Below are 14,236 nucleotides of genomic sequence, written 5' to 3'. Positions count from 1 at the left end.
CCCTCGAGACGACCCTCGAGACGACCATAGCCGTCGTCGTAGCGCGAACGTGGGTAGCCGTTACGCGCCGGAGCCTCGTAGTACTCGTCGTCGTAGTCCTCCATCGGAGCCATACCGAAGTAGGCCTTGACCTTGTGCAGTGTGCTCATCTGTGACCCCTTCTGGGCTGACTGGAGAGTCGGTGTCTGCGATGAAGATGTGACTGGAGTTATTAATTACCGAGACCGTAGCGGTCTGCGGCCCAAGAGCGCGGTACCGACACGCACACATGTCGAACCATGTTTCACCGCGGCCTCGATGTCGTCGGACATACCCGCCGACAATCCCGCCGCAGTCGGATGCGCCGCGCGTATTCGTTGCTGCTCGGAGTGCAGGCGCGCGAACGCGGCCTCCGGATCCCAGTCCAGCGGGGGGATCCCCATCAGCCCGACCAATTCCAGGCCGGGAGAAGCTCCGACCTGCGCGCAGATGTCGTCGAGCGCACCGGGTTCGGCGATGTCGACGCCGCCGCGCGACTCGTCGCCGTCGAGGCTGGCCTGGACGTAGACCCGCAGCCGATGCTGCCGGCTGCCTTCGGTGAGCGCGGCCGACACCGCCCGGTCGAGCGATCGGACCACCCGGCTGTCGCTGACCGAGTGGACGGTGTGCGCCCAGCGGGCCAGCGAGCGGGCCTTGTTGCGCTGGACCTGGCCCACCATGTGCCAGTCCACGCGCCGCGCCGTCGGCCCCAGCATCTCCGCGAGCGCATCCACCTTGGCCGACGCCTCCTGGTCGCGGGATTCGCCGACGGCGTGGCACCCCAGCCGCGACAGGATCGCCACGTCGGTCACCGGGAAGAACTTGGTGACCGCCACCAGCTCGATGTCGGCGACGTCGCGGCCGGCGGCCTCGGCGGCCGCCGCGAGCCGTAGCCGTAGCGCCGTCAGGGCGTCCGCCAGTTCGGATTCCCGCTGGGGGGAAAGGGTGACCGCCTCGTGCGTCAAACCCGGCTCATTCCATCCACACCACCGAGGCCGACCGGCCGGTCAGGGTGTCCCGGCGATGACTGAACAGGCGGGAGTCGTCGACCGTGCACCGCGGGTCGACGTCGATGGCGGTGACACCCAAACTCGCGAGCTGGCAGGCGATTCCAGCGCGCAGGTCCAGCCCGGGTGTGCCCGCCGCGGTGGTGGTCCTGCTGCCCGGCAGCGCGGCCTCCACCTCGGCGGCCATCGCCGCGGGCACCTCGTAGTTGCGGCCGCTGACCGCCGGGCCGAGCAGTGCCGAGATGTCGCCGGGGTGCGCGCCGAGGGCCAGCATGGCCTCGACCGCGCGGGCCACCACGCCTCGTTGGGCGCCGACGCGCCCGGCGTGCACCGCCGCGACCACACCGGCGCGTGCGTCGGCCAGCAACACCGGCACACAGTCGGCGGTCAGCACCGCCAGTGCGAGGCGCGGTGTGCCGGTCACCAGGGCGTCGGTGCCCACCCTGCCGCCGACGGCGGCAGGGTGCGGCGCGTCGACCACCCCGACGCGATCGCCGTGCACCTGGTTCATCCACACCACCCGGTCGGCGCCCAGACCGATCGCCGCGGTCAGCCGGGACCGGTTGGCCGCCACCGCGGCGGGCTGGTCGCCGACGTGGTCGCCGAGGTTGAAGGTGTCGTACGGCGGCGCTGAGACGCCGCCCGCGCGGGTGGTCGTCACGCGGCGGACGCGAACACTCACCCGCCCAGTATCCGACCTCTCTCGGCGGGGGTCAGCGCCGCATGAAGGGCGGCACGTCGACGTCCTCGTCCTCGCCGCCGCCGATGTCGAGCGTGGAGCCGTTGGTGGGCAACGACACGCTGACGGCGTCGGCCGGCTCGAACAGCGTCGAGGTGACCCTGCCCGCCGTGGCTGGCGCGATGGTCTGGGCGCCGGAGCCGCCGATGAACGGCTTTCGCCCGGGCCCGCTGGCGTCGAAGCCGGCGGCGATCACCGTCACCCGCACCTCGTCGCCCAGCGAATCGTCGATGACGGTCCCGAAGATGATGTTGGCCTCGGCGTGGGCGGCTTCCTGCACCAGTGAGGCCGCCTCGTTGATCTCGAACAGGCCCAGGTCGCTACCGCCGGCAATCGACATCAGCACACCCTGGGCGCCTTCCATCGAGGCTTCCAGCAGCGGCGAGTTGATCGCGATCTCGGCGGCCTTGAGCGCTCGGCCCTCGCCGCGGGCCGAGCCGATACCCATCAGCGCGGTGCCGGCGCCGTTCATGATGCCCTTGACGTCGGCGAAGTCGACGTTGATCAATCCCGGGGTGGTGATCAGGTCGGTGATGCCCTGTACCCCGTTGAGCAGCACCTCGTCGGCACTGCGGAAGGCGTCCATCAACGACACCGCGGCGTCGCCCATCTGCAACAGACGGTCGTTGGGGATCACGATCAGGGTGTCGCAGCTCTCGCGCAGCGCGGCGATGCCGTTCTCGGCCTGCTGGCTGCGCCGCTTGCCCTCGAACGAGAACGGCCGGGTCACCACCCCGACCGTCAACGCCCCCAGCTTGCGGGCGATGGTCGCGACGACGGGCGCCCCGCCGGTGCCGGTCCCGCCGCCTTCGCCGGCGGTGACGAACACCATGTCGGCGCCGCGTAGCAGCTCCTCGATCTCGTCCTTGGCGTCGTCGGCGGCCTTGCGGCCGACCTCCGGGTCCGCTCCGGCGCCCAGCCCGCGGGTGGATTCGCGCCCGACGTCGAGCTTGACGTCGGCGTCGCTCATCAACAGCGCTTGCGCGTCGGTGTTGATGGCGATGAACTCCACGCCCTTGAGGCCCTGCTCGATCATCCGGTTGACGGCGTTGACTCCGCCACCGCCGATGCCCACGACTTTGATGACGGCCAGGTAGTTGTGCGGGGGGGTCATCATGTCTGTCTTCCTCCCTGGGGGACTGGCGAGCCTGCGACTCGGGCCTCGTGCGCTATCTGCCGCAAACCCTCAACCTCAACCAGAGGCTTAGAGTTATGTCAAGTAGTTTCACGCACCCCGAACGGTAGGACGACCACACCGGCTATCGGTGCAGGCGCGCCGATGCAGGGCAGGCAATTTTCGGCCGATTCGCGCGAATGCACGACCCCGGACGCAATCTCGACGACGCGGCCGGGCTATTTCACGGGCTATTTCACGGTGGGAAGATCCGGGCTGGACACGTCGTAGGTCCGCCCGGGCTGGGTCAGCAGCGCCGCCAGCTTCTCCGCTTTCTCCCCGGTGCGATCGGTGGTCCCCCAGATCACCGTCCGCCCGTCGACGAGCGTCAGGGTGATCGACGCCGGCGACGGGGCCGCGATCCGGCCGACCAGGCCGGTCACCTCGGGTCGCAGCGCGGTCAACACCTCCAGCGCGGCCTTGGTCGCCGGATCGTCGGGAGCCGGGTTCTCGACGTCGATGTAGGGAACCGCCGGCGGCGGCGGGGCGGTTGCGAAGTCGACGCCGTCACGGTCGTAGAGATGCGGACCGTCGGGAAGATCCTTGACCGCCAATGGGATTCGCTCGACGATCGTGATCCTCAGCGCCGACGGGTAGTGCCGCTGCACCCGCGCGCTCGCCACCCGGCGGATAGCTGCCACCCGGTCGGCGACCCCGGCGGTGTCGACCTGCAACAGCGGCGTGCCGGGCCGGACCCGGGCGACGTCGAGGACCTCCTCGCGCGTCACCGTCCCGGTTCCGGTGACGACGACGGCGCGCACGGACATCACCGGCGTGAAGTACAGGATCAGGCCAAGTGCAACGGTGCCGGCCGCCAGCGCCATGCTGACGAGCGCCGTCTTCACACCCCGGATCGCGCCACGCGCAGCGGGCTGCGGCGCCGCCGGCCCCTGACTGCGGCGCTTGGCCTCGCGGCGCGCCAGCTCGATGGCCGTGGCCCGGGCCTGCGCGGCACGGCGCTCGGCTCGTTCCCGGCGCGCCCGCATGCGCGGGCCCTCGACTGGAACCAATTGGTCGGCTTCATCTTTCGCTGTTTCGACGCGTGCATCCTCGTCACGCCGCCCGGCGTCCGGCGTGGCGGCGACCGGTTCAGTGGCCGCTTCGCCCGGCACGGCGACCGGTTCGGTGGCCGCCTCGCCCGTCGCGGCGCCGTCGGCCTCGGTCACCACAGCACCCCCGGCCGGCCCGGTGCGCCGCGCGTAGCCCGGGCCCGCAGCGCGGTCAGGATCTCCGGGCCGAGCATCGTCACGTCGCCCGCGCCCAGAGTGACGACGACGTCTCCCGGCCCGGCCACCTCGGCCACCGCGTCGGCGACCGCGGAGAAGTCCGGCACGTAGTGCACCGGGACGCCGACGCGCTCGGCGACGCCGGCCCCGCTCACGCCGGGAAGGGGTTGTTCACGCGCACCGTAGACGTCGAGCACGAAGACCTCGTCGGCAGCGTCCAGCGCCCGGCCGAACTCTGCGGCGAAAGCCTTCGTCCGCGAATACAGGTGCGGCTGGAAAACCGCGACGGACCGACCGCGTCCACTCTGCTGCTGCAGCAGGGTGCGCACAGCGGCCAGCGTGGCACTGATCTCGGTCGGGTGGTGGGCGTAGTCGTCGAACACCCGCACCGATCCCGCCGCGCCGACCAACTCGAACCGGCGACGGACGCCTTCGAACCCCGCCAGCCCGTCGAGCACCGCTTCGGCCGGCGCGCCGATGTCGATGGCCGCGAGCAACGCGCCCAGCGCGTTGAGCGCCATGTGCCGGCCCGGCACCGACAGCCGCATCACCCGCGGGCCCGGTTCGCCGGCCAACTGGATCTGCGCTACCGCGCCGGTGCCCTGCTGCTCCCAGGACTGCAGCGCGCCGGCCAACTCGTCCGCCGGCTGCGCGGACGCGGCGGAGCCGTAGCGCAGCACCCGGATCCCCAGCGCCGCAGTGCGTTCCGCCAGCGCCGCGGCTCCCCGGTCGTCGACGCAGACCACCAGCGCCCCGCCGGGGGCCAGCCGCTCCACGAACGAGTCGAACACCGCGGTGTAGGCCTCGGCGCTGCCGAAGAAATCCAGGTGGTCGGACTCGACGTTGGTCACCACCGCGACGTCGGGCGTGTACTCCAACAGCGAGCCGTCGCTTTCGTCCGCCTCGGCCACGAAACAGTCGCCGCTGCCGTGGTGGGCGTTGGTGCCGGCCTCACCCAGCTCACCGCCGACCGCGAACGACGGATCCCTGCCGCAGTGCTGCAGCGCCACGATCAGCATCGACGTCGTCGAGGTCTTGCCGTGCGTGCCGGTGACCATCAGCGTGGTGCGGCCCGCCATCAACGTGGCCAGCACCGCGGGCCGCAGCAGCACGGGGATGCCGCGCCGGCGGGCCTCGACCAGTTCGGGATTGGTTTTCGGGATCGCGGCATGGGTGGTGATCACCGCGGTCGCACCGCCGGGCAGCAGGTCCAGCGACGACGGGTCGTGGCCGATCCGGATCAGCGCGCCGCGCGCCCGCAGCGCCCGCACACCGCGCGACTCCTTGGCGTCGGATCCCGAGACCAGCCCGCCGCGGTCGAGCAGGATGCGCGCGATACCGGACATGCCCGCTCCCCCGATGCCGACCATGTGCACCCGGCGCAATTCGGGCGGCAGCGGCTCGGGACTCATCGTCGCGCCCCGCCCGCGTGCTTCCCGCCGCGCGCTGCGCGCGCCCGTTTCGCCAGGTCCAGCGCGACGATCGCCACCTGGCGTGCGGCGTCCCGGTGCCCGACTCGCGCCGCGGCCGCCGTCATCGCCGCCAGCCGCGGCGCGTCACCCAGCAGCCCGGCGACCTCTCGCGCCACGAAACCTGGCGTCAGATCGGCGTCGGCGACGATCAGGCCGCCCCCGGCGTCGACCACCGGCAGCGCGTTGATCCGTTGCTCGCCGTTGCCGATCGGCAGCGGCACGTAGACGGCGGGCAGCCCGACGGCCGACACCTCGGCGACCGTCATCGCGCCGGAGCGGCAGATCGCCAGGTCGGCGGCGGCGTACGCGAGATCCATCCGGTCCAGGTAGGGCACCGCCACGTACGGCGGGTCGCCGGGTTTCGGGCTGCGCAGCTCGAGGGTGTTCTTGGCGCCGTGCGCGTGCAGCACCGCCACTCCGGCGGCCGCCAGATCCGCGGCGGCGGCGGCGACCGCCCGGTTGATGGACACGGCGCCCTGCGAACCGCCGAACACCAGCAGCACCCGCGCGTCGTCGGCGAAGCCGAAGTGGGCGCGCGCCTCCGCCCGCAGTGCCGCGCGGTCCAGCGAGCCGATTGCCGCCCGCACCGGCACGCCGACCACCTCGGCGTGCGGAAGGCCGACGCCGGGCACCGCCGAGAGGACCCGCTCGGCGCGGCGGGCGCCGATCCGGTTGGCCAGCCCGGCGCGGGCGTTGGCCTCGTGGATCACCACCGGAAGACGGCGGCATGCCGCCAGGTACGCCGGCAGCGCCACGTACCCGCCGAAGCCGACCACCACGTCGGCGTCGACGTCGGCGAGCACCGCGCGGGTCTGCCGGACCGCGCGCAGCACCCGCACCGGCAAGCGGATCAGGTCGCCGTTGAGCTTGCGGGGCAACGGCACCGGCGTGATCAGCTCGAGTCGATAGCCGCGCTCGGGCACCAGAGTGGTTTCCAGACCCCGGCTGGTGCCCAGCGCGGTGATGCGGATCTGAGAATCCAGCGCCACCAGCGCGTCGGCGACGGCCATGGCGGGCTCGACGTGCCCCGCGGTCCCACCACCGGCCAGCACCACGGACACCGAGGAGCCTCCGGTCGGCTTCGTGACCTTGCCGTTCACCCGTAGCGCTGACCTTCCAGTGCGCGACCGCGCCCGCCGTGTCGCCGGCCGGCGTGGTGCGCTCCGCCTCCATGATGCCCCGCGCGGCGAACCGGGCGAGCCGCCGCCTGCGCCCGCGCCGGCCGGCCGGCTCGGGCGGCCGGCGGGACGCGGCGCGGCCGGTCCTGCGGTCGGTCACGCATTCGGTCGCGCAGCGCCTCCACCCGGGTCGGCACGTAGGGCACCGGCAACGGCAGCCGCAGCAGCCGGTTCATCCGGTCGTTCTGCCCGGCCCGCAGCGCCGCCACCGCCTCCGGCTCGTGACGAGCCGCGCTGGCCATCACGCCGACCATCAAAAGTGTTGTTGCCGTTGATGTCCCACCCGCCGAGATGAGCGGAAGCTGAATCCCGGTGACCGGCAGCAGCCCGATCACGTAACCCACGTTGATGAACGACTGGCCGATCACCCACATCGTCGTGACGGCGGTCAGCAACCGCAGGAACGGGTCGGCGGACCGGTGGGCGATCCGCATCCCGGTGTAGGCGAACAGCCCGAACAGCGCCAGCAGCCCGAACGCGCCGATGAAGCCGAGTTCCTCGCCGAGGATCGCGAAGATGAAGTCGTTGTGGGCGTTGGGCAGATAGTTCCATTTGGCGGTGCCCTGACCCAGCCCGTCGCCGAACACACCGCCGTTGGCCAGCGCGAACTTCGCCTGCCGGGCCTGGTAGCCCGAACCCTGCGAATCGGCGGCCGGATCGAGCCAGGACCGCACCCGGTCGGACCGGTAGCCCTCCGACACCGCCAGGATCGCCGCCGACACGATGACCGCCAACAGCGAGCTGAGAAAGACCCGTAGCGGCAGACCGGCGTACCACAGCAACGCCAGCAAGATGATGCCCAGCGACACGGTCTGGCCCAGGTCCGGCTGGGCGACGATGAGGGCCAGCGCGATGACGGCGGCCGGCACCAGCGGGATCAGCATCTCGCGCAGCGACGCCCGCTCCATGCGGCGGGCCGCCAGCAGGTGCGCGCCCCAGATCGCGAACGCGATCTTGGTTAGCTCGGACGGCTGCATCGAGAGGCCCGCGATGACGAACCAGCCCCGCGATCCGTTGGCGTAATGGCCGATCCCGGGGACCAGTACCAACACCAGCAACACGATGGTCACCGCGAAGCCGGAGAACGCCGTCCGGCGCATGAACCGCACCGGCACCCGCAATGCGAGATAGCACGCGACCAGGCCGATGACCGTCCACAGCACCTGCCGGCCGAAGATGATCCAGGCTGACCCGTCGTCGTCGTAGGAACGCACCCCGGACGCCGAGAGCACCATGATCAAACCGAGCGTGGTCAGCAGCGCGGCCACCGCGATGATCAGGTGAAACGACGTCATCGGCCGGCCCAGCCAGGCGCCGAACCGGGTCCGCGGCCGGGCCGGGCCGGTGCCCACGGGGTGGGCGCCGGATGTCGCGGCGTCCGGCGCATCGCCCTGCGCACCCGTGGTGTCCCGGCGCAGCAACCGGGCCAGCGCGGCGTTCACCGTCGCCTACCGGGTGCCGGCGTGGACGGCGGCCGCGAAGGCGTCGCCACGGTCGGCGTAGCTGCTGAACTGGTCAAATGATGCACCGGCCGGTGCCAGCAGCACGGTGTCGCCGGGTCGGGCCAGGTCTCGTGCGGCGGCGACGGCCGCGGTCATCACGCGAGTACCGACCGGCTCACCCGACGCAGGAACCACTTTTGTCACAAATGAATCAACAGTCGCATGCATAACAGCATCCTCGCCTGTAACAACCTGGACGACGGGGACGTCGGGCGCGTGTCGCGATAACGCCTCGGCAACCTCGGCTCGGTCGCGGCCGATCAGCACCGCGCCGACCAGCCGGTTTGCCACCCTGGCCACCGTCGCGTCGATGGATGCGCCCTTGAGCAGTCCGCCGGCGATCCACACCACCCGCGGATAGGCGAGCAGCGACGCCTCGGCGGCGTGCGGGTTGGTGGCCTTGGAGTCGTCGACGTAGCTGACCCGGTCGACGACGGCCACCCGTTCGGCGCGGTGCCGGGCCAGCCGGAACGACGCCAACGCGGCGGCGATCGCCGCGGCGGGCACCCCGACGCTTCGCGCGAGCGCCGCCGCGGCCAGCGCGTCCAGCACGCCCACCGGCCCCGGCACCGGGATCGACGAGGCAGCCGCCAACACCAGGTCGTGGGCGAAAGCCCGGTCGACGAGCTGGCCGTCGCGCACGCCCAGCTCGCCGGCGGCCGGTTCGTCGAGCCGGAAGCCCACCCGCACCGGCGCGTCGGCACCCGCCAGCAGCGCCGCCGCCCAGGTGTCGTCGAGCCCGGCCACCGCCACCCGGCCGCCCAGCACGCGGGCCTTGGCGGCGGCGTAGTCGGTCATCGTGGCGTGCCAGTCCAGATGGTCCTCGGCGACGTTGAGAACCACGCCGGCCTCGGGCCGCAGAGACGGCGCCCAGTGCAGCTGGAAGCTGGACAACTCGACGGCCAGCAGCTCGGCGGGCTCACGCAGGGCGTCCAGCACCGGGCTGCCGATGTTTCCGCACAGCTGCGCGCTGCGGCCTGCGGCGATCAGCATGGCGTGCAGCATCGACACGGTCGTCGTCTTGCCGTTGGTGCCGGTGACGGCCAGCCAGCGTCGCGGCACACCGTAGCGGCCCGACCTGTCGAGCCGCCAGGCCAGCTCGACGTCGCCCCAGACCGGCACACCGGCCGCCGCGGCGGCGGCCGGCACCACCGCCGTCGGCCGGAAACCGGGACTGGTGACCACCAGCGCGAAGTCGGCGATCCGCGCCACCGCGGCCGACGGACTCAGCGTCGCCACCCCGCCGTCGGCGTAGGACCGTCGCACCGCCGGGTCGTCGTCGCACAGCGTCGCCGTCACACCCAGGGCCGCCAGCGCCGACAGCACCGAGCGGCCGGAGAGCCCGCCGCCCGCGACCAGCACGCGCGCACCAGGCGACAACGGATCCGACGTCATGGGCGCCGCTCTCCCCCGCACGCGGGCGGGGCTTGCACCCCATCGCTGCGCTGTAAATCGCTGCGCTGTATATCGTCGCCGTCGCGTGTCATCTCAGCCGCCGGTCGCAGCCAGCCATTCGCTGTAGAACAGCGCGACGCCCAGGCCACAGCTGATCGCCGTGAGCAGCCAGAACCGGATGATCACCGTGGTTTCGGCCCAGCCGACAAGCTCGAAGTGGTGGTGGAACGGCGCCATCCGGAACATCCGGCGGCCGGTGGTGCGAAACGTCAGGATCTGCAGGACGACCGAGGTGATCTCGGCGACGAACAGCGAACCCAACACCACCGCGAGGATCTCAGTGCGGCTGGTCACCGACAACCCGGCGATGATGCCGCCCAGCGCCAGGGATCCGGTGTCGCCCATGAAGATCTTGGCCGGCGCGGCGTTCCACCACAAAAAGCCGATGCAGGCGCCCGCGGTCGCGGCCGCGACGAGCGCAAGATCCAGCGGATCGCGGACGTTGTAGCAGCCCAGCCCGGGCGCGCTGACGCACGCGTTGCGGAACTGCCAGAAGGTGATCAGCACGTAGGCGGCGCTGACCATCGCCATGCTGCCCGCGGCCAGCCCGTCCAGGCCGTCGGTGAAGTTCACCGCGTTCGACCAGGCGGCGACCATGACCACGCAGAAAAGCACAAACAGCGCGGGAGCCAGTGTGAGCGTGGCGATTTCGCGCACGTAGGACAGGGCTGCCGTGCCCGGCGTCAGTCCGGCGGCGTTGCGAAACCGCAATGCCAGCATGCCGAATATCACCGCCGAGGCGATCTGCCCGACAGTTTTGGCCGTCTTGTTCAGGCCGAGGTTGCGGACCTGCCGGATCTTGATCAGGTCGTCGACGACGCCGACGGCGCCCAGCGCGGTGGCCAGCCCCAGCACCAGCAGACCCGACGCCGACGGGCCCTCGCCGCCGAATGCCAGGCCCGCGAGGTGGGTGCCGAGGTAGCCCGCCCAGATGCCGGCCAGGATCGCCACCCCGCCCATCGACGGCGTGCCGCGCTTGGTCTGGTGGCTGGGCGGGCCGTCCTCGCGGATCTCGTGGCCGAACCCCTGCGCGGTGAACACCCGGACCAGCATCGGGGTCAGCAGGATGGACACCGTCAGCGCGATACCGACGGCGATCAGGATCTGGATCATCGGGTCACGCCTTCGCCGTCGGCCAGCAGCGCGTCGGCCAGCGCCTGCAGCCCGGCACTGTTGGAGGCCTTGACCAGCACCACGTCCCCGGGCCGCAGTTCGGCCCGCAACATCGCCAGCGCGGCGTCGGCGTCGGCGACCATCGCGGCCCCTTTGTCAGCTTCTGATCCCCACGAGCCCTCCATGACCGCGCCGTGGTGCATGGCGCTCATAGACCTCCCCGTTCCCACCACAATGAGTCGAGACACATCTAAACGCACCGCCAACCGGCCGATCCGGTCGTGCTCGGATATCGCGTCGCCGCCCAGTTCGGCCATCTCGCCCAACACCGCCCAGCTGCGTCTTTCTTTTCCGGGCGCGCCGCGGGACATCCAGGCCAGCGCCTGCAGCCCGGCCCGCATCGAGTCGGGGTTGGCGTTGTAGGCGTCGTCGATCACCGTAACGCCGTCGGGGCGGGCGGTCACCCGCATGCGGTGGCCCGACACCGGCTGGGCGCCCGCGAGTGCGGCGGCGACCTGCTCGGGGCTCGCGCCGCATTCCAGCGCGACCGCGGCCGCGCACAGCGCGTTGCTGACGTGATGGTCGCCGTGCACCGCCAGCGCGACGTCGACGGCGTCACCGCGGGCATGCAGGGTGAAGCGGGGCCGGGCCAGCTCGTCGAGGCGCACCGGTCCGGCCCAGACGTCGCTGGGCCCGGCGTCGGTGTGGCTGCTCCGGCTGACCTTGACCACCCGGGCCGCGGTCTTGTGCGCCATCGCCGCCACAGCAGGGTCGTCGACGTTCAGCACGACCACTCCTTGCGCCGGAATCGACTGTGGCAGTTCGGCTTTGGTGTCGGCGATGGCCTGCCGGGAGCCGAACTCGCCCAGGTGCGCGGTGCCGACGTTGAGCACCACCCCGATCGCGGGCGGGGCGACGGCCGCCAGCGCGGCGATGTTGCCGCGATGACGCGCCGACAACTCCAGGATCAGGTAGTCGGTGCTGGCGGTGGCGCGCAGCACCGTCCAGGGATGGCCCAGCTCGTTGTTGAACGACCCGGGCGGCGCCACCACCTCCCCGAGCGGGGCCAGCACGGCGGCCAGCAGGTCTTTGGTCGACGTCTTGCCCGACGAGCCGGTGACGCCGACGATGGTCAGCCCGTTCGCCACCAGCTCTGCGGCCACCGCCGCGGCCAGCTTGGCCAGCGCGGCCAGCACCGCCGCGCCCGACCCGTCGGTGTCGTGTTCGAGCACTCCGGCGGTGGCCGGGGCGCGCGGGTCGGGCGACACCACGATCGCCGGCACTCCGACCGGCCTGGCGGCGAGCACCGCCACCGCTCCGGCCGCCACGGCCGACGCGGCGTGGTCGTGTCCGTCGGACCGGGAGCCGGGCAGGGCCAGAAACAACCCGCCCGGCGTGACGGCGCGGGAGTCGAATTCGACGGTGCCGGTGACATGGGTCCGGGCGGCGGCCTCCGCGGAGATGCCGGCGAGCTCGCCGCCGACGATGTCGGCGATGCGGGTCACGGTCAGGTCGATCACCCGCGCGCCTCCAACGCTGCCGCCAGTTCCAGCCGGTCGTCGAACGGCCGGGTCCGGCCGCCGCCGCTCTGCCCGGTTTCGTGACCTTTGCCGGTGATCAGCACCACGTCGCCGGGCCCGGCCCAGGCGACCGCGTGGGCGATCGCCGCGCGCCGGTCGCCGATCTCCACGAGCTGCGCGCCGGTCGCTGCTTCGGTTGCGCCACGGAGGATCTCGCGGCGGATGGCGGCGGGATCCTCGCCGCGGGGATTGTCGTCGGTGACGACGACCAGGTCGGCCAGCTCGGCGGCGATCGCGCCCATCGGCGCGCGCTTGCCCGGATCGCGGTCGCCGCCCGCACCGAACACCACCGCCAGCCGACTGTCCGGGCGTCGCAGCGAGTGCAGCACCGCCTGCAGCGCACCGGGCTTGTGGGCGTAGTCGACCAGTGCCAGAAAATCTTGACCACGGTCGATCTGCTCGAGCCGGCCGGGCACACTGGCCGCACGCAGTCCGGCCGACGCCTGCTCCGGCGACACCCCGACATTATTGAGAATAGCCAGTGCCACAAGGCAATTGGCGATGTTGTAGCTGCCCGGCAGGCGGATGCCCACCCGGTGGTGCACGCCGGCCGGGTCGACCGCGGTGAACTCCTGGCCGGCCGCGCCGGCGGCGGCGTCTTCGGCTCGCCAGTCCGCGGCGCCGCCCGCGGCGCTGACGGTGATCGCCGCGCCAGCACGCCGGGCCATCGCGCGGCCGGCGTCGTCGTCGACACAGACCACGGCGGCGCGGGCGTGCACCGGCGAGGCCGGGTCGAACAGTCGCGCTTTGGCCTCGAAGTAGTCGGCCATGCTCGGATGGAAGTCGAGGTGGTCGCGGGACAGGTTGGTGAACCCGCCGACCGCGAAGCGCACGCCGTCCACCCGGCCGAGGGCCAGGGCGTGGCTGGACACCTCCATCACCACGGTGTCCACCCCCCGTTCGGCCATCACCGCGAGCTGAGCCTGCAGCTCCGGCGCCTCCGGGGTGGTCAGCGCGCTGGGAATGTCGGTCCCGTCGATGCGGACGCCGATGGTCCCGATCAGACCCGCTACCCGGCCGGCGGCCTGCAGACCGGCTTCGACCAGGTAGGCGGTGGTGGTCTTGCCCGACGTCCCGGTGATCCCGACGACGACGACCCGATCGCTGGGGTGGCCGTACACGGCGGCGGCCAGCTCACCGAGCACGCTGCGCGGCGCGGGATGAACCAGCACCGGTACCGATGTGGCCGCCTGCGCCACCCCGGCCGCGTCGGTGAGCACCGCGACGGCCCCGCGTTCGACGGCCTCGGTCACGTAGCCGGCGCCGTGGGTGCTGGCGCCGGGCAGCGCGGCGAACAGGTCGCCCGGCATCGCCTCTTGAGCCCGCAGCGTTACGCCGGTGATCAGCCGGACGGGCACGGCACTGCGCGCGGCCGGCACCGCGCCGACCTGCTCGGCCAGCGCCGAGAGCGGCACGCCCGCCCCGACACTCGGGCGCAGCGCAGTGAGCACCGTGATCACCTCCGTCGGCCGCTGTGTCGGCCCTGCCACCCTATCGAGCGGCCGCGTCGCGGCGATTGCGGCCGAGCCGCATGACAGCCGGCTTGGCTCACATTGGTGCATATCGTGGGGCGGCCACGGCGCGTTGGCCACACCTGCCACAGGTGTGGCTGCGCCGGTCGGCACCCGAGGTGCCCGGCTCGCTCGACAATTGCGCAAAGCCCTGGTCGGCGCTTGCGTCGAGCAGAGCTATTCGTCGAGTGTGCGGTTTGCTACGCCAGCGCCGGCGTGTCGCGTACGAAATCGCACACTCGACAGATTTTCCGGTGCTCA

The 14,236-nt window shown here is 72.0% G+C and carries 11 protein-coding genes and 1 pseudogene; all 12 read right to left on the bottom strand.

Annotation, left to right across the window (positions count from 1 at the left end):
• Nucleotides 1-149, bottom strand: a pseudogene (locus ABDW21_RS05935) (cell division protein SepF); the annotation flags it as partial.
• Nucleotides 150-215: 66 nt separating this feature from the next.
• Entirely contained in the window at nt 216-983 is a 768-nt protein-coding gene (locus ABDW21_RS05930; protein ID WP_343600363.1) for a YggS family pyridoxal phosphate-dependent enzyme, read from the bottom strand.
• A gap of 7 nt (nt 984-990) precedes the next feature.
• A complete protein-coding gene (gene pgeF / locus ABDW21_RS05925) occupies nt 991-1,707 on the bottom strand; it encodes a peptidoglycan editing factor PgeF (protein WP_343710186.1) in 717 nt (238 codons plus the stop codon).
• A 31-nt stretch (nt 1,708-1,738) separates the two neighbouring features.
• Nucleotides 1,739-2,878 carry a cell division protein FtsZ gene (gene ftsZ / locus ABDW21_RS05920; RefSeq protein ID WP_343600374.1) on the bottom strand — a complete coding sequence of 380 codons (1,140 nt, stop codon included), beginning with the start codon at nt 2,876-2,878 and terminating at the stop codon, nt 1,739-1,741.
• Between the two features lie 251 nt (nt 2,879-3,129).
• Nucleotides 3,130-4,107 carry an FtsQ-type POTRA domain-containing protein gene (locus tag ABDW21_RS05915; protein ID WP_343600365.1) on the bottom strand — a complete coding sequence of 326 codons (978 nt, stop codon included), beginning with the start codon at nt 4,105-4,107 and terminating at the stop codon, nt 3,130-3,132.
• Entirely contained in the window at nt 4,101-5,576 is a 1,476-nt protein-coding gene (gene murC / locus ABDW21_RS05910; protein WP_343710185.1) for a UDP-N-acetylmuramate--L-alanine ligase, read from the bottom strand. The genes ABDW21_RS05915 and murC overlap by 7 nt, the downstream gene beginning before the upstream one ends.
• Nucleotides 5,573-6,736 carry an undecaprenyldiphospho-muramoylpentapeptide beta-N-acetylglucosaminyltransferase gene (gene murG, locus ABDW21_RS05905; RefSeq protein WP_343600367.1) on the bottom strand — a complete coding sequence of 388 codons (1,164 nt, stop codon included), beginning with the start codon at nt 6,734-6,736 and terminating at the stop codon, nt 5,573-5,575. Before murG ends, murC begins: the two co-directional genes overlap by 4 nt.
• Entirely contained in the window at nt 6,733-8,166 is a 1,434-nt protein-coding gene (ftsW, locus tag ABDW21_RS05900) for a putative lipid II flippase FtsW (protein ID WP_343600375.1), read from the bottom strand. Before ftsW ends, murG begins: the two co-directional genes overlap by 4 nt.
• Before the next feature lie 96 nt (nt 8,167-8,262).
• Complete coding sequence (gene murD / locus ABDW21_RS05895) at nt 8,263-9,711, bottom strand: UDP-N-acetylmuramoyl-L-alanine--D-glutamate ligase (protein WP_343600368.1); 1,449 nt, start codon at nt 9,709-9,711, stop codon at nt 8,263-8,265.
• Between the two features lie 93 nt (nt 9,712-9,804).
• Nucleotides 9,805-10,884 carry a phospho-N-acetylmuramoyl-pentapeptide-transferase gene (mraY, locus tag ABDW21_RS05890; protein ID WP_343600369.1) on the bottom strand — a complete coding sequence of 360 codons (1,080 nt, stop codon included), beginning with the start codon at nt 10,882-10,884 and terminating at the stop codon, nt 9,805-9,807.
• Nucleotides 10,881-12,404, bottom strand: coding sequence for a UDP-N-acetylmuramoyl-tripeptide--D-alanyl-D-alanine ligase (gene murF / locus ABDW21_RS05885; protein WP_343710184.1), 1,524 nt, complete (start codon nt 12,402-12,404; stop codon nt 10,881-10,883). The genes mraY and murF overlap by 4 nt, the downstream gene beginning before the upstream one ends.
• Nucleotides 12,401-13,981 carry a UDP-N-acetylmuramoyl-L-alanyl-D-glutamate--2,6-diaminopimelate ligase gene (locus tag ABDW21_RS05880; protein WP_343710188.1) on the bottom strand — a complete coding sequence of 527 codons (1,581 nt, stop codon included), beginning with the start codon at nt 13,979-13,981 and terminating at the stop codon, nt 12,401-12,403. The genes murF and ABDW21_RS05880 overlap by 4 nt, the downstream gene beginning before the upstream one ends.
• Nucleotides 13,982-14,236 lie beyond the last annotated feature (255 nt).

This window comes from Mycobacterium sp. (assembly GCF_039583805.1).
Classification (GTDB): domain Bacteria; phylum Actinomycetota; class Actinomycetes; order Mycobacteriales; family Mycobacteriaceae; genus Mycobacterium.
The sequence above is the reverse complement of the archived record's forward strand: the minus strand, read 5'-3'. Positions and strand labels throughout refer to the sequence as shown.

Excerpts from the sequence above, each read along its gene's own strand:
- ftsZ (WP_343600374.1), bottom strand. The coding sequence starts at position 2,878 with ATGACCCCCCCGCACAACTACCTGGCCGTCATCAAAGTCGTGGGCATC.
- murC (WP_343710185.1), bottom strand. The coding sequence starts at position 5,576 with ATGAGTCCCGAGCCGCTGCCGCCCGAATTGCGCCGGGTGCACATGGTC.
- murD (WP_343600368.1), bottom strand. The coding sequence starts at position 9,711 with ATGACGTCGGATCCGTTGTCGCCTGGTGCGCGCGTGCTGGTCGCGGGC.
- mraY (WP_343600369.1), bottom strand. The coding sequence starts at position 10,884 with ATGATCCAGATCCTGATCGCCGTCGGTATCGCGCTGACGGTGTCCATC.